Genomic DNA, 22,158 nt, shown 5'->3' with positions numbered 1-22,158 from the left:
CTCAGTCGGTGGCGGCCCGGAAGCCGCGCAGGCGCAGGCTGTTGCCGACGACGAAGACCGAGGAGAAGGCCATGGCCGCTCCGGCGATCATCGGGTTGAGCAGTCCGGCCGCAGCGAGCGGCAGGGCGGCCACGTTGTAGGCGAAGGCCCAGAACAGGTTCGAGCGGATGGTGCCGAGGGTCTTGCGGGCGAGCCGGATGGCGTCCGCCGCGGCCCGCAGGTCGCCGCGTACGAGGGTCAGGTCGCCGGCCTCGATGGCCGCGTCGGTGCCGGTGCCCATGGCCAGGCCCAGGTCCGCCTGGGCGAGCGCGGCCGCGTCGTTGACGCCGTCGCCCACCATCGCGACGCTGCGGCCCTCGGCCTGGAGCCGCTTGACGACGTCGACCTTGTCCTGCGGCATGACCTCGGCGATGACCTCGTCGATGCCGACCTCGCGGGCCACCGTCTCGGCGACGGCCTTGTTGTCGCCGGTCAGCAGGATCGGGGTGAGGCCGAGGGCGCGCAGCCGGCGGATGGCCTCGGCGCTGGTGTCCTTGACCGCGTCCGCGACCTCCAGGACCGCGCGGGCCCGGCCGTCCCAGGCCACCGCGATCGCGGTGCGGCCGGCGGCCTCCGCCTCGGACTTGGCGCGCTCCAGGTGCGCGGGCAGCTCCATCGCCCACTCGGCGAGCAGCTTGCCGCGGCCGACGAGGACCGCGTGGCCGTCGACGATGCCCTGTACGCCGAGGCCGGGGATGTTCGCGAAGTCCTCGGGGGCGGGCAGGGCGCCGACCCGGGCGGCGGCGCCGGCGGCGACGGCCTGCGCGATGGGGTGTTCGGAGGAGTGCTCCAGCGCTCCGGCGAGGCGGAGCACCTCGGCCTCGTCGGTGTCCTCGGCGGTGTGGACGCGCAGCAGGGTCATGTGGCCGGTGGTGACGGTGCCGGTCTTGTCCAGGACGATGGTGTCGACCTTGCGGGTGCTCTCCAGGACCTCGGGGCCCTTGATGAGGATGCCGAGCTGGGCGCCGCGGCCGGTGCCGACCATGAGGGCGGTCGGGGTGGCCAGGCCCAGGGCGCAGGGGCAGGCGATGATCAGTACGGCGACGGCGGCGGTGAAGGCGGCCGCCAGGCCCGATCCGGTGCCGAGCCAGAACCCGAGGGTGGCCAGGGCCAGTCCGATGACGACGGGGACGAACACCGCGGAGATCTTGTCGGCGAGCCGCTGGGCGGCGGCCTTGCCGTTCTGGGCGTCCTCGACCAGCCGGGCCATCCGGGCGAGCTGGGTGTCGGAGCCGACCCGGGTGGCCTCGACGACCAGGCGGCCGCCGGCGTTGAGGGTGGCGCCGGTGACGGAGTCGCCGACGGAGACCTCCACGGGCACGGACTCGCCGGTGAGCATGGAGGCGTCGACGGCGGAGGAGCCCTCGACGACGGTGCCGTCGGTGGCGATCTTCTCGCCGGGACGGACCAGGAAGCGGTCCCCGACCTGGAGGTCGGCCGTCGGCACGGTCACCTCGCGGCCGCCGCGCAGCACGGTGACCTCCTTGGCGCCCAGCTCCAGCAGCGCCTTGAGGGCCGCTCCGGCCTTGCGCTTGGACTTGGCCTCGAAGTACCGGCCCGCCAGGATGAAGGCGACGACGCCGGCCGCGGCCTCCAGGTAGATGTTCCCCGCGCCGTCGGTGCGGGCGATGCTGAACTCGAAGGCGTGGGTCATGCCGGGGGTGCCGGCCGTGCCGAAGAACAGGGCCCACAGCGACCACAGGAACGCGGCGATCGTGCCCACCGAGATCAGGGTGTCCATGGTGGCCGCGCCGTGCCTGGCGTTGGTCCAGGCGGCGCGGTGGAAGGGCCAGGCCGCGTACGTGACGACGGGCGCGGTCAGGGTCAGCGAGAGCCACTGCCAGTAGTCGATCTGGAGGGCCGGGGCCATCGCCATCGCGATGACGGGCACCGCGAGGGAGACCGCGGTGACGAGCCGCTGGCGCAGCGGCGCGAGCTCGTCGTGCTCGGGCTGCTCCCCCTCGGGGCCGGCGCCGCCGGTGCGCGGCGGCGCCGGCTCCTGCGCGGTGTAGCCGGTGGCCTCGACCGTGGCGATCAGGTCCGCGACGGAGATGTCGGCGTCGAAGGTGACCTTGGCCTTCTCGGTGGCGTAGTTGACGGTGGCCTCGACGCCGTCCATGCGGTTGAGCTTCTTCTCGATGCGTGCCGCGCACGAGGCGCAGGTCATGCCGCCGATGGCGAGCTCGACCTGGGCGGCGCCGGGAGTGATGGTGGTCATGAGTGCTGCTCCTCGTTCGAGCGCGGGGTGGGGGCCGGGGCCCGGTGGGACGGACGGGGCCCCGGCGGCCGGGTGGGTCGGGGGCGGACCGGGTGTCAGACCCGGCCGGTCAGCTCGTAGCCGGCGTCGTCGACCGCCGCGGTGATCGCCGCGTCGTCGGGCTCGCCGGCGGTGATCACGGTGACCACGCCGCCGTCGACGTCCACGTCGACGGAGACGACCCCGTCGAGCGCCCCGACGGAGGCGGTGATGGCGGTCCGGCAGTGCCCGCAGGACATGCCGGACACCCGGTAGGCGGTGGCGGTGGTGTCGACCACGGCCACGGAGGTGGTGGTCTCGGCGGCGTTCGTACCGCAGGTGCCTTCGGGGGTGCAGCAGGAAGACATGTGTTTCTCCTAGATCGGACCTCAGTCGTGCCGATACCCGCTGGGGGTATCCGGCCTGACTCCAGATATACCCCCCGGTGGTATGCATCGCAAGTGTTCCTCCAGCTTGACTTGATACCCCTGGGGGGTATGGTGAAGTCCATGAAACCGCTGGATGCGGCAGTGGTACGTACGTCGTAGGGGAGATCAGCCATGAACACCGGAGTGAAGATCACCGTTTTCGCCGCAGCCCTGGCGGCGACCTTCGGCACCGCCTACGGGGTGGGTGCGGGCGTGGGGCCCGTGGGCGCGCCGGCCGCGCCGGCGCACGGCGCCCACGCCGCGCGGGCGTCCGCCGGATCCGGGGCGTCCGGGACCCCGGAGGGCCACGGGGGTCATGACCAGGCGGCGGCCCAGGGCCCCGCGGCCGGCGGTCTCCAGGTCTCGGAGGGCGGCTACACGCTGAGCCTGGACACCCCGCGGATCGCGGCGGGCCAGGGCGAGCTGCGGTTCTCGGTCAAGGACGCGGAGGGCCGCAAGGTCACCGGGTACAAGACCGAGCACGGCAAGGAGCTGCACTTCATCGTGGCCTCGCGCGACCTCACGGTCTACCGCCACCTGCACCCGGTGCGGGCGCAGGACGGCACCTGGTCGGCGCCCGTGGACCTGCCCGCGGCCGGCGCCTACAAGGCGTTCGCCGACTTCGCCCCCGCCGTGCCCGGCGCGAAGAACGTCACCCTCGGCGCGGACCTCACGGTCCCCGGGGTGTACGAGCCGGCCCCGATGCCGCCGGCCGTGAACACGGCCGAGGTGGACGGCTACCGGGTGGCCCTGGGCGGAACCCTCGACCCCGGCAAGGCGGGCGAACTCAAGCTCACGGTCAGCAAGGACGGCAAGCCCGTCACCAACCTTGAACCGTACCTGGGTGCTTACGGCCATCTCGTCGCCCTGCGCGACGGAGACCTCGCCTACCTGCACGTCCACCCCAACGAGGGCGGCCCCGGCCCGGACGTCTCCTTCACCGCAACCGCCCCGAGCGCGGGCACGTACCGGCTCTTCCTGGACTTCCAGCACGAGGGCAAGGTGCGTACGGCGGCCTTCACGGTCAACGCGGGCGGCGCCGGCGCCGGTCCCGCGGCCGGTCCCGCGGCCGGCCCCGCGGCGCCGGAGGAGCCGGGCGACCACGCCCACTGAGCGCGCACAAGCAGAGGGACGTACGAGACGTACGAACGGGAAGGGATCGACCGCCGTGTCCGCTTACACCGCACACTCCGCACGCCCCGCCTACCGCACGGACAAGGACGACGTCCTCAAGCGGCTGCGCCGCATCGAGGGCCAGGTGCGCGGCCTCCAGCGCATGGTGGAGGAGGGGACGTACTGCATCGACGTGCTCACCCAGGTCAGCGCCGCCACCAAGGCCCTGCAGTCCTTCGCGCTGACCCTGCTGGAGGACCACCTGCACTCCTGTGTCGCCGACGCCGTCGCCGAGGGCGGCGACAAGGCGCGCGAGAAGGTCGAGGAGGCCTCCCGGGCCGTCGCCCGGATGGTCCGCTCCTAGGGCCTGTCCGGCGGATCAGGGCCGGGGCCGGGACCGCGCCGGCCCGGGCGGCGGAAATATCTTGACGTCGAGAGGAATGGAGGGCAGGCTGCCGTGAAGTATCTCGACATCGAGATACTTTCACGGGGGAGACGGAGGCCCGCCATGCGGCGGCTCGGCACGGCACGGCGACGCGACACGGACCGCGAGCGGGCCGACGGCGCCGACGGCGGCGGCGGACTGATCGCACAGCTGAAGCGGCCGCCCGGCGGCCGCGACGCCCGGATCATGCTGCTCGGCCAGCTCGTCGACCGCACCGGAAGCGGCATCTGGGCCGCCTCCTCGGTGCTGTTCTTCACCTTCGTCGTCGGCCTCGACGCGGGACGGCTCGGCCTGATGCTCGGCGCCGGCGCGGTGGCGGGCATCGCAGGCTCGCCCCTCGCGGGCCATCTGGCCGACCGGCTCCCCGTACGCCCCCTCCTGATCGCCTGTCACCTGCTGCGCCTGGTGACCCTCGGCGCGATGCTCGTCGTCACCCGCTTCGAGGCGCTCCTGCTGATCGTCGCCCTCACCTGCCTCGGCGACCGCGCGGCCAAGACCCTCGAAATGCTCTTCGCGACCCGGGTGGCCGGCGAACGGCGCACCACCTACCAGGCCCTGTCGCGCAGCGCCGCCAACGCCGGGTGCGCCGTCGGCGCGGGACTGGCCGCCATCGGCCTCGCCGTGGGCACCCGGGGCGCGTACGAGGCCCTGATCCTCGGCAACGCGCTGTCCTTCCTGGCGGCCGCCGTCCTGGTGTGGCGTACGCGGGAACCGCGCGGCCACGGCCGCCTGGTCGCCCCGGCACCCGGCGACGGCCCGCCCGGGGCGAAGGCCCCGGCCGCCGGACCCTGGCGGGACCGCGGCTACCTCCGCTTCGTCCTCCTCGACACCGCGATGAACCTGGACGCCTCCCTCCTCGACGTCGGGCTCCCGCTGTGGCTGGTCCACCACACCGACGCGCCGCACGCCGTCGTCCCCGCCTTCCTCGTGCTCAACACCGTGCTGGTCGTCGCCCTCCAGCTCCCCGTGTCGGCGAAGGTCCACGCACCGCGCCCGGCGGCGGCCGCCGTCTCCTGGTACGGGCTCTTCCTGCTTGGCGCCTGCGCCCTCCTCGCCCTCACCCCCGAGCACGGGCCCTGGACCGCCTCCGCGACCCTGCTGGCCGCGGCCGCCCTGGTCACCGCGGCCGAGCTGGTCCGCTCGGTGTCCTCCTGGGAACTGGCCGTCTCCCTCGCCCCGCCGCGGGCGCGGGCCTCCTACCTGGGCGTGGCCGGCATCTCCTCCTCCGCACAGAAGGCCGTCGGCCCGCCGCTGCTGACCGGCGCCGTCATGGCGGCGGGCCCGCCCGGCTGGCTGGCCCTCGGCGCGGCGGTGGCGGCCCTGGCCCTCCTCCAGCGCCGGACGAGCCTGCGCCGCCTGGACGCGGTGGGGAGCTAGGCCGTCTCTTTCGGATCTGGCCGGTCAAGCCCCTGTCTCCCCCAGCGGTGGCTGGGGGAGCAAGATCCGGAAGAGACGACCTAGGCCCTGTCCGGGCGGTCTTCGTGGATCAGCACACGTTGTCCGGCGCGGTGCATCGCAAGGCGGAGGGACGCGGCTCGTACTGGACGTACTTGCGCGGACCGACAACGCGGCGAGGTGCCGTGCCGGGCGGCGTGGGCCCGCGAAGATCGCCCGGACAGGGCCTAGCCGACCGGCCGTGCGAGCAGGCGCCGCAGCCAGCGGGTGCGGGCCTCGCGGGCGTCGAGGGTGAGGGCGGCGTGCGGGGCCAGGCCGTCGAAGCCGTGGCAGGCGCCGGGCCACACGTGCAGCTCGGCCTGCCCGCCGGCCCGCCAGATCGCGTTCGCGTACGCCACGCCCTCGTCCCGGAAGATCTCGGCCGACCCCACCTCGACGTAGGCCGCCGGAAGCCCGGAGAGGTCGGCGGCACGCGCCGGGGCCGCGTACGGCGGCAGGTCCGCGGCACCCTGCCGCTCACCGAGCAGCGCCTGCCAGGCGGTCGCGTTGGAGACCGGGCCCCACACGGCCGTGCCGCTCATCTGCCGGGTGGAGAAGGTGGCGCCGCGATCGTCGAGCATCGGGCTCAGCAGCAGCTGCCCCAGCGCCTCGGGGCCGCCCCGGTCGCGGGCCAGCAGGGCGAGCGCCGCGGCGAGCCCGCCGCCCGCGCTCTTGCCCCCGAGGACGAACCGGCCCGGGTCGACGCCGAGTTCGCCGCCGTGGGCGAGTGCCCAGACGAGCCCGGCGTAGCAGTCCTCCAGCGGCTCGGGGTACCGCGCCCGGGGCGCCAGCCGGTACTCGGCCGAGACGACGGCCAGCCCCAGCGGGAGCGCCCACTCGCGCAGCACCCGCGGCAGCACGGACCACGCGTTGCCCCCGACCATCCCGCCGCCGTGCAGGTAGTACAGCAACGGCAGCGGCCCGGCCGTCCCGGCCGGCCGCGCGCTGACGAGCGTGACTTCCGGCCCGCCCGGCGGCCCCGGAACGGACACCTCCGCCACCTCGAACAGCCCGCCCGCCCGCAGGTCCCCCACCGTCGGCCGGGGCCGGCCCGCGGCATCCCGCGCCTGCCACGCGGCGAGCGTGTCCGGCGTGACGGGCTCCCGCGCCCCCTCGCCCAACCCGGCCAGTACGGCGCCCAGTTCGGGATCGAGGGGCGGCGCCCCGACGGGCGCGGGGTCCAACGGGGCGGTCGGCTGTCGGTCATCGGCGTGCGTCACGCGCCCAGGCTAACCACGGGACGGCCGGGGCGTACCCGCACCGTCCCGCCGGCCGATCGCCGACCCACCGCCGGCCGATCGCCGTCCGAAAGGTGCCGTTGACAACTGGGCGGACTCCCGACTGCAGTTGGCACCGCACCACTCCCACGACCGCACGACACCCCGAAGGGGGCGATCAGCGCATGACCGAGCCTGAGAGCGCGGGAGACGGCTACGACGTCGTCATCAGCGGAGCCAGCCTCGCCGGCAGTGCCGCGGCGATCCTGCTCGCGCGGCGCGGTGCCCGCGTCGCACTGCTGGAACGCCGCTCGGACCCCGAGGCGTACAAGGTGCTGTGCACCCACTCCATAACGGCCAACGCCTACCCGGTGCTGGACGAGCTCGGCCTCCTCCCCGCTCTCGACAAGGCCGGAGCCGTCCGCAACGAGGCCCGCTGGTACACCCGTTGGGGGTGGATCCAGGCGAGGGCCGCCCCCGCGGGGCCCGCGCTGCCGTACGGGTACAACATCCGGCGCAGCACCCTCGACCCGCTGATCAGGGCCCGTGCGGGGGAGACCCCCGGCGTCGACCTGCTCCTCGGCCACCAGGTGACCGGCCTGGTCACGGAAGCCGGACGGACCGTGGGCGTGCGGGCGAAGACGCCCCGGGGCGAGCGGGAGATCCGGGCCCGGCTGGTGGTCGGCGCCGACGGCAAGGACTCGGCCGTGGCGAAGCTCGCCGGGGTGCCCACCCGGCAGTACGAGAACTCGCGGTTCGGGTACCTCGCGTACTTCCGCGACCTCCCGCTGCACGGGGGCATCGGCCAGACGTGGTTCCTGGAGCCCGAGATGGCGTACGCGTTCCCCAACGACGACGGGGTGACGGTCCTCGCGGTGCTCCCGCACAAGAAGCGGCTGCCGGCCTTCCGCGAGGACCTGGAGGGCAGCTTCCTCTCCTTCGTCCGGGGCCTGCCCGAGGCGCCCGACGTCGACTCCGCCGAGCGGATCGGCAAGATCATCGGCACCGTCGACTATCCGCTCCTCACCCGCGAGCCGACCGCGCCGGGCCTCGCGCTGGTCGGTGACGCCGCCCTGACCAGCGACCCCCTGTGGGGCGTGGGGTGCGGCTGGGCCCTGGAGTCCGCGAAGTGGCTGGCCGATGCGGTCGCCCCGGCCGCGGCGGGCCGGGGCGACCTCGACCGGTCGCTCGCGGCGTACGCCCGTACGCACCGGCGCAGGCTGCGCGGTCACCAGTCGATCGCCGTCGACTACGCCAAGACACGCCCGTTCAACCCGGGGGAGCGGCTGATGTTCGCGGCGGCGGCGCGCGACGAGGCCATGGCGCGCCACATGCACCGCTTCGGGTCCCGGCTGATCGGTCCGGCGCGCTTCCTCAACCCCGCGGCGCTGGCCAGGGCGGCGGTCATCAACGCCAGGTACCGCGGGACGCCCGAGCCGGCCGCGGGCGGCGCCCCGGGCGCGCGCCGCTGAGGCACCCGTGCCGCCGCCCGCCGTTCCGCGGGGACCGGACCGTCAGACGATGCCCTCCGCGATGTCCGCCTGCTCGCGCGCGTTGCCGTAGGCGGACGGGGTCCCGTACGAGCGCCGGGCGGCGTACCACCACACGCTGGCGAGGACGAGCACGACCGCCAGGGCGATCACCGCGTAGTTCATCGAGTCGATCGTCACCGGGGACTTCTGCGGCAGGCAGAACAGGACGGTGACCACGGCCACCCAGGCGACGGCGGTCCAGCCGACCGGCTTGCCCCAGCGGCCGAGGCTCCACGGGCCCGGCCGGAACCGGTCGCCGGCCCGCAGCCGCAGGTAGATCGGGATGGCGTAGGCCGGGGTGATGCCGATGACGTTGATGGCGGTCACGGCACCGTAGGCGGTGGCGGACCAGAGCGAGGGCAGCGCGAGGACGGCGGCGGCCGCGACCGAGAGCCACACGGCCGGGACGGGGGTCTGGGTGCGGCCGCTCACCTTGCGCCACAGGGTGGAGCCGGGGAGCGCGTTGTCCCGGCTGAAGGCGAAGACCATCCGGCTCGCGGCGGCGACCTCGGCGTTGCCGCAGAAGATCTGCGCGACGATCACGACGAGCAGCAGGGCGGTGGCGCCGCCGGAGCCCAGGGCGTCGAGGAAGATCTGGGCGGGCGGCACACCCGTGGCGCTGCCCTGGACGGCCGCGTAGTCCTGGATGGCGAAGGTGAGCCCCGCGAGCAGGGCGAACCCGGCGAGCCAGGAGACCCAGATGGCCCGCACGATCCCCTTGGCGGCGGAGACGGAGGCGTTGGAGGTCTCCTCCGAGAGGTGCGCGGAGGCGTCGTAGCCGGAGAAGGTGTACTGCGCGAGCAGGAGGCCGATCGCCGCCACGTAGAGCGGGTTGGCCCAGCCGGTGTCGTTGACGAACTCGGTGAAGACGAACGAGGCCGACTGGTGGCGGTCGGGCACGAAGGCCAGGGCGCCGACGATCGCGGCGACGCCGGCCAGGTGCCACCAGACGCTGATCGAGTTGAGCACGCTGACGAGCCGGACGCCGAAGAGGTTGAGCACGGCGTGCAGCAGCAGGATGGCGAGGAAGATCAGGAAGGTCGAGCCCGGGGTGGGCACGAAGCCGAACTGCAGGTTCAGGAAGGCGCCGGTGAACAGGGCGGCGCCGTAGTCGATGCCGGCGATGGCGCCGAGCAGGCCGAGCAGGTTGAGCCAGCCCGTGTACCAGCCCCAGCGGCGTCCGCCGAGCCGGTCGGCCATGTAGTAGAGCGCGCCGGAGGTGGGGTAGGCGCTGGTCACCTCGGCCAGGGCGAGCCCCACGCAGAGCACGAAGAGGCCGACGCCGGCCCAGCCCCACAGCATCACGGCCGGGCCGCCGGTGCCGAGGCCGAAGCCGTACAGGGTCATGCAGCCGGACAGCACGGATATGACCGAGAAGCTGATGGCGAAGTTGCCGAAGCCGCCCATCCGGCGGGCGAGTACGGGCTGGTAGCCGAGCTCTCTGAGCCGCTCCTCCTCGTCCTGGTGGGGCGGGGCCTTGTGGTCCGGGCGGGCTGCCGGCGTGGTGCGCGACACGGGGGTACCTCCGAAGGGGCGTTGGAGCGGGGGACGGGGGGAGACGGAGCAGGGTGGAGCCGGGGGTGGAGGGGGAGAGGGGAGCGGCGGAACGGGGGAGCGGGGGAGCGGGAGCCGGGAGGAGGTGTCAGTCCTGGCCGGCCAGGCTGCGGGACCTGGCGCGCAGGAACACCTCCTCGGCGAGTGCCGGGTCGGCGGGGTCGAGGGTCCGCTGCGCCCAGGGCAGGGTGGTCCAGTACCCGCCCATCGCGTCGAACACCCGGGCCGCCGCCTCGAACCGGTGCGCTCCCCACAGGGCGTGGGCGAGGTGGTTCAGGTCGAGCGGAGAGGCGTGCACCGGGTCGGCGTACGGGAACCAGGCGTCCAGGGCGTGGACGGCGTCGCGGATGGCGTCCTCGGCGACCCAGTGCAGGTCGAGCGCCCGCTCCTGTCCGCCTTCGCGGCGGTAGCGCTCGACGTGGACGTAGAGCGGCAGGAGGTGGACGGCGGATCCGGGCGGGGCCGCGGCGACGGCCCAGCGGGCGAAGTTGACGGCCTCGGAGCGCGGACGCGGCCCGGGCGCGCCCGCGTGCACGAACTGGAGCATCCGGTGGTAGGCCTCACGGTTGTGCGGGTCCCGCTCGTCGGCCTGCGCGAGGATGCCCCACGGCCCGGGCGGCAGCATCGGGCCGGGCGGCGGCAGCCGGTGCTCGTCCATCCGGCGGTCCTCGTCGAGGAGGGCCAGGGCGAGCAGGCAGACCCAGGGAACGGGATCGGCGGGGCTGAGGCCGGCGGTCGTCCGGCAGGACTGCCAGGCCTCCTGCCACAGCTCGTGCGTCCGGGGGTGGCCCGCGCGGTGGGCGCGGACGGCGCGCTCCACGGCGACCCGGGTGTGCATCACCGTCGCCGCCGCACTGGTGGGCTGCTCGGCCCGCCAGGCCTGCACCACGTCGGAGCCGGCCGCCACGGCGGCCAGGACCTGGGTGCGCTGGGTCCACAGCCCCCAGCCGTCCGTGCGCTCCAGCAGCCGCGCCATCGACAGCCAGCGGCCGGTGCGCAGGTCCTGTACGGCGGCGCGCAGGTCGTTGTCGAGGCCGGCGGGGTGGTAGACGGGCCGGAAATCGCCGCCGGCCATCACCTCGTCCCGGGCGACGTGCGGCCGGAACCGGCTCGTACTTCGGTCATCGTGGTCATCGGTCCTCGGATCGCATGGAGGGACGGGTCGGTCCGTCTGGCGTCCGATCGCCGCACCGCGGGCTCGGGGCCAGCACCAGGGATGCGTGAACCATGCGCGAACTGTTCGGCGGACCCCCGCAGTTGAGCCACGGACGGCGCCGTTACCGCCCGTTGACCGGCGATCACTATAGAGCGGGTGCGGCGGATCTCACCCGGAAACTTTTTCGATGCCAAGTTTCAAGCCATCCAGGGCATGTGATTGTCCGTCAGTCGAGACGGGGCCGGCGTGGAAGGATCTTGACGGCTGCCCCGCGCTGGTGGAGGCTTCCGACCGGCGGACCCGCCGACCGGCGGACGGAACGGAGTGGTGATGACGGGCCCGGTGCTCGCAGTGGACCAAGGCACCTCGGGAACCAAGGCCCTCGTCCTGTGCCCGGACCGCGGGATCATCGGCTCGGCGTCCGCTCCCGTACGCCCCCGCCACCTGCCGGACGGCCGGGTGGAGGTGGACCCGGCCGAGCTGCTGGACTCCGTCGTCGACGCCGGACGGGCCGCGCTGGCCGCGGCGGGTGAACCGGTGGCGGCCGTGGGCCTGGCCAACCAGGGCGAGACCGTACTCGCCTGGGACCCGGCGAGCGGCGAGCCGCTGACCGACGCGATCGTCTGGCAGGACCGGCGCGCCGCCGACCTGTGCGCCGAACTGGCCCCGTACGCCGAGCTGTTGCGGGAGCGCACCGGGCTGCCGCTCGACCCGTACTTCGCCGCGCCCAAGATGGCCTGGATACGCCGCCACCTGACCCCGCGGGGCGTGGTGACCACCAGCGACGCGTGGCTGGTGCACCGCCTCACCGGCGAGTTCGTCACCGACGCCGCGACCGCCGGCCGCACCCAGCTGCTCGACCTCGACACCGTCGGCTGGTCCCAGGAGGCCCTCGGAGCCTTCGGCCTCGCCGGCGAGCCGCTGCCGAGGATCGTCGACGCGGACGCCCGCGTCGGCACCACCACCGCCTTCGGCCCCGAACTGCCGCTGACCGGACTGCTCGTCGACCAGCAGGCCGCCCTGCTCGCCCAGAGCGTCACCGCCCCCGGCACCGCCAAGTGCACCTACGGCACCGGCGCGTTCCTGCTCGCCCAGACCGGGCCGCAGCCGCGCCGCAGCTCCACCGGACTCGTCGGCTGCGTGGCCTGGCGGATCGGCGGCCGGACCAGCTACTGCCTCGACGGCCAGGTGTACACGGCAGCCTCCGCCGTGCGCTGGCTCACCGACCTCGGCGTGATCTCCGGCGCCGAGGACATCGACACCGTCGGCGCCGGCGTCCCGGACTCCGGCGGCGTCACCTTCGTCCCCGCACTCGCCGGGCTCGCCGCCCCGTGGTGGCGGGGCGACCTGCGGGGCTCCGTCACCGGTCTCGGCCTCGGCACCACCGCCGGGCACCTGGTGCACGCCCTGTGCGACGGCATCGCCGCCCAGGTCGCCGAGCTCGCGGACGCGGCAGCCGCCGACCTGGGCACCCCGCTCAGCGCCCTCCGGGTCGACGGCGGGCTCACCCGGTCCGCCCTGCTCATGCAGGCCCAGGCCGATCTGCTGCAGATCCCCGTGGAGGTGTCGGCGCTGCCGGACGCCACCGCCCTCGGCGTCGGAGCGGTCGCCCGCCTCGGCCTCGACCCCTCCCTCACGGTCCAAGAGGCCGTCCCGGAGTGGAAGCCGTCCGCCGTCTACGAGCCCCGGGCCGACGCCGGCGCGGCCGCCGAACGCCGCGCCCGCTTCCGCACGGCGGTCGCCGCCCTGCTCGACGGCCCCGCGTGAGCGTCACCACCCGCGGCGCCCTGCCCGGCGACGAGTACGACGTCACGGTCATCGGCGCGGGCGTGGTCGGCTCGGCCGTCGCCCGCGAACTGGCGCGGCTCCCGCTGCGGATCGCCCTGCTCGACGCCTCCGACGACGTCGGCGACGGCACCTCCAAGGCCAACACCGCCATCCTGCACACCGGCTTCGACGCCGTGCCCGGCTCCCTGGAGTCCCGGCTGGTCCGCGACGGCGCGCGCAGGCTCGCCGCGTACGCGGCCGAGAGCGGCATCCCGGTGGAACCGCTCGGCGCGCTCCTCGTGGCCTGGGACGAAGAGCAGCGTGCCGCACTCCCGGGCCTCGCCGGCAAGGCCGTGTCCAACGGCTACCGCGACGCCCGCATCGTGCCGGCCGAGGAGGTCCGGGCCCGCGAGCCGCACCTCGGCCCCGGGGTGCTCGGAGCCCTCGAAGTGCCCGGCGAGTCCGTCATCTGCCCCTGGACGACCACGCTCGCGTACGCCACGCAGGCCGTCCGCGCGGGCGTCGACCTCCACCTCAACTGCCGGGTCGATGCCGTCACTCCGGGCAGCCCGCACCTCCTGGCCACCGGCCGCGGGCCGCTGCGCACCCGACACCTGGTCAACGCGGCCGGCCTGTACGCCGACGGGATCGACCGGCTGCTCGGCCACACCGACTTCACCGTGACGCCCCGGCGCGGCCAGCTGATCGTCTTCGACGAGCTCGCACGGGGCCTCGTACGCCACATCCTGCTGCCGGTGCCGGGTGCACTCGGCAAGGGGGTCCTGGTGACGCCGACCGTGCACGGCAAGGTCATGCTGGGCCCGACCGCCGAGGACCTGGACGACAAGACGGCCACCGGGTCCACCGCCGAAGGCCTCGCCCTGCTCCGGGAGAAGGGCCGGCGGATCCTGCCCGCACTGCTGGACGAAGAGGTCACCGCCGTCTACGCGGGACTGCGGGCCGCCACCGGATCCGAGGACTACGCGATCCGCGCCCACCCCGCGCAGCGGTACGTCACCGTGGGCGGGATCCGCTCGACGGGCCTGACCGCCTCGATGGCGATCGCGTCCCACGTCGTGGACCTGCTCGCGGACGGCGGCCTGCCCGTGACCGGGGCCCGGGACCTCGAACCGGTCCGGATGCCGAACCTGGGCGAGGCGTTCCCCCGCCCCTACCGCGACGCGGAGCTGATCGCGGCGGACCCCGAGTACGGCCGCATCGTCTGCCACTGCGAACGCGTGACCCGCGGGGAGATCCGCGACGCGCTCGCCGCGACGGTCCCGCCCGGCTCGCTCGACGGCCTCCGCCGACGCACCCGCGCCCGGGCCGGCCGCTGCCAGGGCTTCCACTGCGGGGCGGCGGTCCGCGCGCTGTTCGAGTCGAAGGAGCCCCGGTGCTGAACCATTCGGACCGCACGGACCGCACGGACCGCACGGACCGTACGGTCGACGTCCTGGTCGTGGGAGCGGGCCCCGCCGGACTCGCCCTCGCCGCCCGCGCCGCCCGGGCGGGCGCCGGCCGGGTCGAGGTCCTGGAACGCGACGAGCAGCCGGGCGGCATGCCCCGCCACTGCCACCACGGCGGCTTCGGCAGTCCCCCGCTGCCCTGGCTGCACGGCCCGGAGTACGCACGCCGTGCGGTCGCGGCGGCACTGGACGCCGGAGCAGCGCTGCGTACCGGCGTCACCGCCACCGGCTGGGCGGGACCGCTGACCCTGGAGACCACGAGCCCCGCCGGGCTGGAACGGATCACCGCCCGGGCCGTCGTCCTCGCCACCGGCGCCCGGGAACGCCCCCGCAGCGCCCGCCTGGTCCCGGGAACCCGCCCGGCGGGCGTCCTCACCACCGGCGAACTCCAGCAGTCGGTGCACCTGTACGCCCAACCGGTCGGCCGCCGGGCCGTGCTGGTCGGAGCCGAACCGGTGGCCCGCCACGCGGCACGCACCCTCCGCCGCGCGGGCACGCGGGTGGCGGCGCTGCTCACGGAACACCCGCGCGGCACCTCCCTCCCCGGAGTCCCCCTCCTCACCCGCACCACGGTGACCGCCCTCCACGGCCGGGGCCGGCTCACGGGCGTGGCCGTACGCCACCAGGACGGCCGGTCGGGGGTCATCGCCTGCGACACGGTGGTCTTCACCGGCGACTGGATCCCCGATCACGAACTGGCCCGCCGCGGCGGCATCACCCTGGACCCGGGCACCCGGGGCCCCGCCGTTGACCCCTCGTTCCGCACCTCGTCACCGGGGGTCTTCGCCATCGGCAACGCCCTCCACGGCGCCGGACCCGCGGCCACCGCCGCAGCCGAAGGCGCCGCCGCCGCACCTGCGGTCCTCTCCCACCTCGCGGGCACCCCCTGGCCCACCCCCCGGCCCACCCCCGGCCCACCCCTCCTGGTCCGCCCCCCACTCGCCTGGATCACCCCCGCGGTGAGAGCCCGCTGCGGCCCCCGTTTGCTGAAATCGTCCAATCTGCTGCAGAACCAGGACCGTGATCTCTAACCTGTGACTCCGACACAGATGAGGGGCGTACGTGGCGAGCACCCGCAACCAGCAAGTTCTGGCCGAACACAAAGCCAGGTTCGAACAGCTAGTAATCGGTGGAGCCGAGTTCACCAAGCTGCTGCGCGATATAGGCGCGGAGGCGTACCGCTTCGAACAGGACAAGCTGGACCGGCACCGTTGGTGGATTTACATCACCCTGCCGCCGAACATCAGGGAGACCTTCGACCTACGCCTCGACGTCCTTTGCCTGTCCGCCTCGTACGACAGGGTGGAACCGCGGAGCCTCACGCTCATCGCCGAGCGGCTGCGCTCGAACAACGCCCGGGTCGACCCTGACTTTGCCATCCTGTTTACGCCGGACCTTGGAGCCGCTGAACTTGTAAGGCGACGCCGCGGACAACTGGCCATCTTGACGATCAATTCGGAGGAGCTGGTCGGCAGTCCGGGTGCAGGGCTTCGCGAGCGCATCGCGGAGATCATGACCACCCACGACCACTACGACCTGACGCGGCCCATCACCGAACCCGCTGCATTCTACGGCCGACAGGCCGAAGTGGCCGAGCTCAGCTTTGCTCTGGAGCGGGGGCAGTCCGTCGGGGTGTTCGGGCTGCGCAAGGCCGGCAAGACATCGTTGCTCAACTTCGTCGCTTCCCAGCGCAAGGAAACCAAGAAGCCGGTTGTCTGGCTGGACATCAGCGTTCTGCAAACCGCCGAGGCTTTCCAGCTGGAGCTGCTCGAGAGATGCCATGAAATCATTCGGCGGCTCGCTCTGCGGCCGCCGCGGCTGATGTCTCTGACCAGGGATGGAAACCCCACTTCTTCCACCCAGATCGGCACGTACTGGATTCGTGATCTGAACGCCCTGCTGGATGTGATGCCGGATCGACTGGAGCTGTTCGTCGATGAGGTCGATCAAGCGTGGCCCAGTCGGTCCAACCTCGGATCGGAACAGGCGCATGCGGTACTCAAGTGCCTCAATCAGTTGCGCGGGGTGGTTCAGAGCCGAGAGGCCGACGGGAAGCACGGTATCGGTATCGTGTGCGCCGGGGTGGATCCCGCCATCTTCGAGAAACCGCTGATTGACAAGCGTGACAATCTTCTCTACAAGTTTGCCAGGTTGTCCTTCCTCTCGCCCATGAAGCGTGACGAAATGGGGGACATGGTGCGGAATCTCGGCAAGAGAATGGCGCTCCGCTATTCGGATCACCACACCATAGACTTCCTGTTCCAGGAATTTGGCGGCCATCCACTGCTTACGCGGAAGGCGTGCTCCGTGGCGGCCCGCCAGCGGCCTCAGAACGCAATCCCGTGGCATGTGCCGCTCGCCGCACTGGAAGAGGCCGCCCAGATGCGGGGCCCGAACACGCCGCAATCGGAAGTGCGCGATGTGCTGGATTCCTTCACCGAATGGTTTGGGGACGAGGCCGCGATGCTGCCACTGCTCTGGTCGGACGATCCGCAGGAGAAGGAAGAAGCCCGCGCATGGGCGCGTAGCGAGCCGGATATGGCAGCCCATCTCATGTCGTATGGAATCACCGACGAGAACTGGGCGCCACGTATTCATGCCATGCGTGCGTTGGTGGTGGGGTGAAGCTTCTGCCTTCGCAACTGCTCTGGGTGCAGAGCGTGTGTGAGTTTCTCATCGATGGCGAGCTCGTCATCCTCAGGGGTGCGCCAGGGTCAGGCAAGACAGTTCTGCTTGAAGCAGTGGCGAGAGAACTGGCAGAGACCAGCGTGATCACACGAGGGCGCAGCTACACGGAGCAAGATCAGGGTGGACGCAGGGATGATCTCAAACGGCGGATCGAGGATCTGGTCTGCGAACACGGCACGGCACACCTGCTGTTTGACGACTACCCGCACGCCCTTCGGCACTCGCAAGGACTGAGGCTGCAACGGCAACTCCTCCACCTGCTGGTCGATGGCGAGCGGGCAGTGGACATCGGGGCGTTGCTGACGGGACGCTGGGCTCGAAGCATGCACTTGACCAGCAGGGGTTCTCCTCTCGTGCCGCGGGCGCGCATGATGTCTCTGCCGGTTGTCGCCGAGTCGGACGTCGAATCCATAGGTTGCCCGCGCTCGGCGGAGATCGACGCGACGGTCGGCGGCAATCTCGCACTGCTGGCGAAGGTCGCGCCCGTACTCGGCAGGCCATCCACCCACCAAGCACGCGAGGCAGCCGAGTTACTCGCTCCACAGTGGGTGCAGGATGCTCCGTGGGATGCCGTCCGGTGGATGAAGGACGTCATTCACCATGGGCCTTCTCCACTACCGGGAGACGGATCGACGGTCGAGGCGCTGGCCCCACTGATATTCACCACGGACAGCAAAACGTATGATGTCGTGAACGCCCTGAGATCGGATGCCGCGGTCGCGGGCCTGAACGACCGGGCGCCTACGTGGCCTGCTCTTTGGGTGGATTCGGTCGCCACCTTCTGTCGACTCCTCGACGGTGCGCCGGCAGCCGTGTGGGTGGACCGGTACCTGGCAGCAGAACCCGCCGTCCTGCTGCGGTTCATTCGTGAGGTCCGCATGAAATCGGCGACCAGGTTGCGGATGCTGGTGGCCAAGGACCAGGACAAGAACATCGATGAGCATGTCCTGGCCGCCTTCTCGGACCTGAACTGTGAGATCAGAACCATGCATCCAGGCGATCGGAAGCAGCTGCACGACAGGCACCTGGTCTACCAGGGCGGGCGGCAGGGTGGTGTGGTCATGCCCACAGGAAGGGTCGTCATGTGCCAGGATCCTCCGGGAGCGGCCATGGCGGTCCAAGCTCCGCTGCTCGACCAGAAGTTGATCATCGAGGCCTGGAGTAGAGGCCGCGCCCCTTGTTGAGCAGACGGCGTCATCAAACACCATCATGGAACTCTGCCGCTGAACCCGGCACCCCACCACCGTCACCCGCATGACGGGATCACCGGTGGGCGTCACTCGGCCAGCTGCGGGTTGTCCCGTAACCCTGGTGGATGAGCGCAGAACGGAACCAGCCGCGCCCGATACGCCGGCAGGGCCCGGACCGCGCGTCGCGGTCCGGGCCCTGCCCCCGAGTGGTACCGCCCTGCGGCGGCGGTGCTTCAGCTCTGTGCGGTGTCGTCGCTCGCCTGCCCCGCGGCGGCCTCGGCTGCGCGGGCCTTCTCGCGCATCTTGCGCACCAGCTCCGCCTTCTTGTCGGCGGCACTCTGGCGGTCGAAGTTTCGGTGCGGACCGTTGTTCTGCCGTTCGGCGCGGGACTGCCTCTTGCGCTGGCCGCCGCCCTGGCCCACGGGGTTGTTGATGTTCTTGCTGTCGGTCACGGGTTCTCCCGGGGATGATGTGAAGTGATCTACGGATTCATCGGTGGGGGACGGGCGCGGCGACGTCGGAGGACGTCAGCAGGGGCCCGTCACGCTCTCACTCGTAAATCGGCTTGTGGAAGAACATGACAAAGACGTTACCCGGTCCGGACGACCCCGGACGCCAAGCATTTCGCCGCCCCAGCGCCGGCCGGCCCTTGGTGAAGATCCAAGATGCCATGCCGCCCGCTTCCATCGCCCTGTGTAGCCGTCCACTACTGCGGGTAGCGACGGCATCGCTGGGCACCCCCAGATTCTCCCCAGCCGGCCGCCCAGTGGAGGCCGCACCATACTTGCCCTACCCGGGCCGGGGGGACGAGGCACCGTATCCGTTGCCGTTCCACCCGCTCGAACTGGGTGAAGAAGCACTCCGCGCATCCTTCGGGTTCAACCTTGAAGGCCGGCCTCGTCCGACGACATCGCCCCGCACGACATCCGGCTCCACGGCTTTCGCCTCACTGAGCGGGGGTGGCCCCGACCTCGCGCAACGGCAGGCCTCGGTGGAAGCGGCGGCTCGGCGTATGCGCGGCACGACGTACCACCTTGCTCCGAACGGCACCTTGATCTCCGGGACGGTACGGCTCGGTGGCGAACAGGAGCTGTGAGGGATGACCAGGCCCCAACTTCCGGATCACCGCCCGAGTGGGGTGTTCAGTACTCGGAATATCTGCCTTCTGAGGCCTCGCCGGGGCGGTCGCGGATGAGCCGGCCGAGTTGCGGCACCGCCTGATCGGGGTCCGTGTCCACGACCCCTTCCGGTTCGATCCGTCCAACTTCTGGGGCTGAGAAGGGAGGCTCCTCTTCGGTCAGTGCGGCGTCGAACAGCGCGTCGCTCAGAGCCTGCTGTACGCCAACGTACCGTGGGTGTGGTCGGTGACCCGCTGCCACGCTGCGGCTATGGACGTCCCCGAGCTGCCCTGCAGGGCATGGGGGTTCTCCTTGCGGGTGATCAGCCACAGGAACGCCCACTCCTGCTCGTCCAGCCGCAGCGTCTTGGCGACTGCGGTGAGAAGACCGGGACTTGGGCCGGCGAGCTGACCGTTCTCGAACCGGTTGTCAGTGCCCGCGGTGCGTGAGCAGCACGTCCCTCTGCTCCTGACTCAGACCGGCAGCCCGCAGACCGGGACCGGGCCTTCCTTGGGGAACCCCGTACTCACAGGGTCGATCGCGGCTCGGTGCGCCTGGAGGGGGCCTCCTTGAGGCGGCCTCGGTCACTGGCCGACAGCTTCATCCGGGACCTTCCACTCGGGCTGCGCCCGGGCGGCTGCGCAATTATCTGCACTCACAGAACCTCGAAAGTATGCTGACACAGCGCAACAGTCACCTCCGGAGCCGGCCGCTGCCCACGCCTTGGATCGCGTTGCCCAGCACGGCGGTTCGGACCGCCTGGACCAGGCAGGGCCCGAACGTCCGGAGCCGACACGACTTCCGCTCCGCTGGTGCCCCTCCCAGAACCGACAGACACTCCTGGAGATCGCCTTCATGTATCCGATACCACGCCGACGACGCGTGCTCGCTGCTGTTTCCGTGCTGTTGCTCGGCGCGCTCCTGTCGCCGGCGGCGACCGCGAGCGCCTCGCCTGCAGCCCCCGAGGCTCCTGAGCCTGCGCGGATCAACCTGGTTCTCGACCTTTCCGGGTCGATGAACGAGAACGACGCCGGCGGCCAGACCCGCCTCGCCGCCGCCAAGCAGGCCGTCACCCGGATCATCGAAACCGCCCCCGAACAAGCCCCGCTGGGACTGCGCGTCTACGGCGCCACGTACCCCGGACAGGACAAGCAACAAGGCTGCGCGGACACGCAGCAGGTCCTGCCGGTGACTCCGATGGACCAGGCGGCGCGTGCCGACGCCAAGAAGCGGGTCGCGGACTTCAAAGCGGTCGGGTTCACTCCGATCGGCGTCTCGCTTCGCGAAGCCGCCAAGGACCTCGGCACGAGCGGCAAGCGCCGCATCATCCTGGTCTCGGACGGTGACGACACCTGTGCACCGCCGCCTCCGTGCGAGGTGGCCCGTGAGCTCAAGGCGCAGGGCATCGACCTCGCCGTGGACGTGGTCGGGTTTCGCACGCCCTCCTCGGCACGTACGCAGCTGAAGTGCATCGCCGACGCGACCGACGGGTCGTACGCGGACGCCGACGACGCCGCCTCGCTGACCGCCAACCTGGGCGCCCTGTTCCGCAAGGCGTGGCGGACCTACCACGCCACCGGACAGCCGGTCGCGGGCTCCCTCAACGGCTGCCAGGACGCTCCGCTGGTCACGCCCGGCCAGTACCTGGACAAGTTCACCGGGGGGCGCGACCTCTACTACAAGGTCAAGAAGCGGCCGGAGCAGCGGCTCCAGGTGAGCGCCACCGCCGTCGCCGAGGAGGGGTACTCGCGCGGTTCCATCATCACCGTCTCTGCCGGCCCTGCGGGCAACGGCAAACCCAGCGCCTGGCTACGGGAGTTCGACCAGTCGATGGGGTGGGCGAACATCATCTCCACCGGAGGTCGCAGCAAGCCCGGAGCAGGCAACGAGACGCCCGCGCCGGACGACACCGGCTGCATCGTGGTCGAGAACCAGGTGACCCGGGCCGGCGACAAGCCGATGCCCGTCGAGCTTCTCGTCGGCATCGCCGACACCACGACCCAGGGGGCCGGCGCGCGGACTCCGAAGGCCCGCACCGGGGCCGACGCCGAGGGCGGCTTCTCCTTCAACAGCGCCACCCCGATCGGACCGGGCACCCACCGACAGTCCATCGCCGTCGGTGAGGCCCCCTTCTGGCGGGTGGAGCTGAAAGCGGGCCAGAAACTGACGGTCACGGCCGGCCTGGACATCCCGAACGACTTCCCCAATTCCGCCACCAGCGGGTGGAGCGTCACCCTCTACAACGCCCAGCGCAACCCGACGCTGTGCAACGAGGACCACAACGCCACCAAGCTCTTCGCGGGCAGGACCGGGCACTTCGAGCGGGTCTGCGGACCCTGGGACATCACCGAGCAGGACGACGCCAAGAGCCCCGACTCCAACGGATACGACGTGCCCGGCACCTACTACATCCAGGCGCAGGTCGCCGAGCCCGACAACAAGGCGAAGGGCATCTTCGTACCGATCTCGCTGACCGTGGACGTCTCCGGCACACCGCGCTCCACGAACAGCCCGGTGTTCTTCTTCGGCGACGACGCCGCCCAGGGCCCCTCCCCGTCCGGTGCGAACGGGAACGGCGCGCAGGGCGGGACCGGCGGCCCGACGGCTGCCGCGAAGGACGACGACTCACCCGTGGGCAAGCTCGCACTCCCCATCGGCGTCGGCGCCGCAGTCCTCCTGCTCGGCGGCATCACCTTCTACGCCCTCAAGCGCCGCCGGGCGGCCTGACACCGGCGCTTGCGCGAACCGACAGTGGTATGCCGCCGAGCGCGGACA

Annotated in this window: 17 protein-coding genes; 11 read left to right on the top strand and 6 right to left on the bottom strand. The window is 72.2% G+C overall.

All coding sequences use genetic code 11. The annotated features are described in order from the left end of the window. Position 1: 1 nt before the first annotated feature. Complete coding sequence (locus tag ACZ518_RS33005) at positions 2–2,257, bottom strand: heavy metal translocating P-type ATPase (RefSeq protein ID WP_469116702.1); 2,256 nt, start codon at positions 2,255–2,257, stop codon at positions 2–4. Between the two features lie 95 nt (positions 2,258–2,352). After that, positions 2,353–2,643 carry a cation transporter gene (locus tag ACZ518_RS33000; RefSeq protein ID WP_469116701.1) on the bottom strand — a complete coding sequence of 97 codons (291 nt, stop codon included), beginning with the start codon at positions 2,641–2,643 and terminating at the stop codon, positions 2,353–2,355. Positions 2,644–2,835: 192 nt separating this feature from the next. Between ACZ518_RS33000 and ACZ518_RS32995 the strand changes: the two genes are divergently transcribed. The 3 genes from ACZ518_RS32995 (at position 2,836) to ACZ518_RS32985 (ending at position 5,638) form a co-directional block, all read left to right on the top strand. Beyond that, a complete protein-coding gene (locus tag ACZ518_RS32995; RefSeq protein WP_469116700.1) occupies positions 2,836–3,816 on the top strand; it encodes a hypothetical protein in 981 nt (326 codons plus the stop codon). A gap of 55 nt (positions 3,817–3,871) precedes the next feature. Then, positions 3,872–4,180: a metal-sensitive transcriptional regulator gene (locus tag ACZ518_RS32990; protein ID WP_469116699.1), complete on the top strand. Its 309-nt coding sequence runs from the start codon at positions 3,872–3,874 to the stop codon at positions 4,178–4,180. Positions 4,181–4,324: 144 nt separating this feature from the next. After that, a complete protein-coding gene (locus ACZ518_RS32985; RefSeq protein WP_469116698.1) occupies positions 4,325–5,638 on the top strand; it encodes an MFS transporter in 1,314 nt (437 codons plus the stop codon). 245 nt (positions 5,639–5,883) lie between these two features. Here ACZ518_RS32985 and ACZ518_RS32980 read toward each other — a convergent pair whose 3' ends face one another. Beyond that, complete coding sequence (locus tag ACZ518_RS32980) at positions 5,884–6,915, bottom strand: alpha/beta hydrolase (protein WP_469116697.1); 1,032 nt, start codon at positions 6,913–6,915, stop codon at positions 5,884–5,886. 182 nt (positions 6,916–7,097) lie between these two features. On the opposite strand from ACZ518_RS32980, the gene ACZ518_RS32975 reads away from it, so the two are divergent. After that, complete coding sequence (locus tag ACZ518_RS32975; protein WP_469116696.1) at positions 7,098–8,384, top strand: NAD(P)/FAD-dependent oxidoreductase; 1,287 nt, start codon at positions 7,098–7,100, stop codon at positions 8,382–8,384. Between the two features lie 42 nt (positions 8,385–8,426). Here ACZ518_RS32975 and ACZ518_RS32970 read toward each other — a convergent pair whose 3' ends face one another. Both ACZ518_RS32970 and ACZ518_RS32965 read right to left on the bottom strand, forming a co-directional pair. After that, positions 8,427–9,959: an amino acid permease gene (locus ACZ518_RS32970; protein WP_469116695.1), complete on the bottom strand. Its 1,533-nt coding sequence runs from the start codon at positions 9,957–9,959 to the stop codon at positions 8,427–8,429. Positions 9,960–10,086: 127 nt separating this feature from the next. Then, positions 10,087–11,073, bottom strand: a complete 987-nt coding sequence (locus ACZ518_RS32965; RefSeq protein ID WP_469116694.1) for a hypothetical protein — start codon at positions 11,071–11,073, stop codon at positions 10,087–10,089. A gap of 411 nt (positions 11,074–11,484) precedes the next feature. Between ACZ518_RS32965 and ACZ518_RS32960 the strand changes: the two genes are divergently transcribed. From ACZ518_RS32960 to ACZ518_RS32940, 5 genes are read left to right on the top strand one after another with little or no spacing between them, the layout of a single operon-like run. Next, complete coding sequence (locus ACZ518_RS32960; protein WP_469116693.1) at positions 11,485–12,921, top strand: FGGY family carbohydrate kinase; 1,437 nt, start codon at positions 11,485–11,487, stop codon at positions 12,919–12,921. Continuing rightward, the gene (locus ACZ518_RS32955) at positions 12,918–14,321 is read left to right on the top strand and encodes an FAD-dependent oxidoreductase (protein ID WP_469116692.1); all 1,404 of its coding nucleotides are present in this window, start codon (positions 12,918–12,920) and stop codon (positions 14,319–14,321) included. Before ACZ518_RS32960 ends, ACZ518_RS32955 begins: the two co-directional genes overlap by 4 nt. Then, positions 14,315–15,418, top strand: a complete 1,104-nt coding sequence (locus ACZ518_RS32950; RefSeq protein WP_469116691.1) for an NAD(P)/FAD-dependent oxidoreductase — start codon at positions 14,315–14,317, stop codon at positions 15,416–15,418. The genes ACZ518_RS32955 and ACZ518_RS32950 overlap by 7 nt, the downstream gene beginning before the upstream one ends. A gap of 31 nt (positions 15,419–15,449) precedes the next feature. Further along, a complete protein-coding gene (locus tag ACZ518_RS32945) occupies positions 15,450–17,012 on the top strand; it encodes a hypothetical protein (protein ID WP_469116690.1) in 1,563 nt (520 codons plus the stop codon). Further along, positions 17,009–18,259, top strand: coding sequence for an ATP-binding protein (locus tag ACZ518_RS32940; RefSeq protein ID WP_469116689.1), 1,251 nt, complete (start codon positions 17,009–17,011; stop codon positions 18,257–18,259). The genes ACZ518_RS32945 and ACZ518_RS32940 overlap by 4 nt, the downstream gene beginning before the upstream one ends. 239 nt (positions 18,260–18,498) lie before the next feature. Here the strand turns inward: ACZ518_RS32940 and ACZ518_RS32935 are convergent, their stop codons facing one another. Continuing rightward, positions 18,499–18,717, bottom strand: coding sequence for a DUF6243 family protein (locus tag ACZ518_RS32935; RefSeq protein ID WP_469116688.1), 219 nt, complete (start codon positions 18,715–18,717; stop codon positions 18,499–18,501). A gap of 125 nt (positions 18,718–18,842) precedes the next feature. Between ACZ518_RS32935 and ACZ518_RS32930 the strand changes: the two genes are divergently transcribed. After that, positions 18,843–19,361, top strand: coding sequence for a DUF6928 family protein (locus tag ACZ518_RS32930; RefSeq protein WP_469116687.1), 519 nt, complete (start codon positions 18,843–18,845; stop codon positions 19,359–19,361). A gap of 877 nt (positions 19,362–20,238) precedes the next feature. Then, complete coding sequence (locus ACZ518_RS32925; RefSeq protein ID WP_469116686.1) at positions 20,239–22,110, top strand: vWA domain-containing protein; 1,872 nt, start codon at positions 20,239–20,241, stop codon at positions 22,108–22,110. Positions 22,111–22,158 lie beyond the last annotated feature (48 nt).

The sequence above is a fragment of the Streptomyces sp. NPDC033966 genome (genome assembly GCF_055575955.1).
This window is presented reverse-complemented; position numbering and strand designations above follow the sequence as displayed.

Coding starts and splice junctions, on each gene's coding strand:
- ACZ518_RS32925 (WP_469116686.1), top strand. CDS start 20,239: ATGTATCCGATACCACGCCGACGACGCGTGCTCGCTGCTGTTTCCGTG.
- ACZ518_RS32995 (WP_469116700.1), top strand. CDS start 2,836: ATGAACACCGGAGTGAAGATCACCGTTTTCGCCGCAGCCCTGGCGGCG.
- ACZ518_RS33005 (WP_469116702.1), bottom strand. CDS start 2,257: ATGACCACCATCACTCCCGGCGCCGCCCAGGTCGAGCTCGCCATCGGC.
- ACZ518_RS32985 (WP_469116698.1), top strand. CDS start 4,325: ATGCGGCGGCTCGGCACGGCACGGCGACGCGACACGGACCGCGAGCGG.
- ACZ518_RS32930 (WP_469116687.1), top strand. CDS start 18,843: ATGACAAAGACGTTACCCGGTCCGGACGACCCCGGACGCCAAGCATTT.
- ACZ518_RS32965 (WP_469116694.1), bottom strand. CDS start 11,073: ATGGCCGGCGGCGATTTCCGGCCCGTCTACCACCCCGCCGGCCTCGAC.
- ACZ518_RS32960 (WP_469116693.1), top strand. CDS start 11,485: ATGACGGGCCCGGTGCTCGCAGTGGACCAAGGCACCTCGGGAACCAAG.
- ACZ518_RS32975 (WP_469116696.1), top strand. CDS start 7,098: ATGACCGAGCCTGAGAGCGCGGGAGACGGCTACGACGTCGTCATCAGC.
- ACZ518_RS33000 (WP_469116701.1), bottom strand. CDS start 2,643: ATGTCTTCCTGCTGCACCCCCGAAGGCACCTGCGGTACGAACGCCGCC.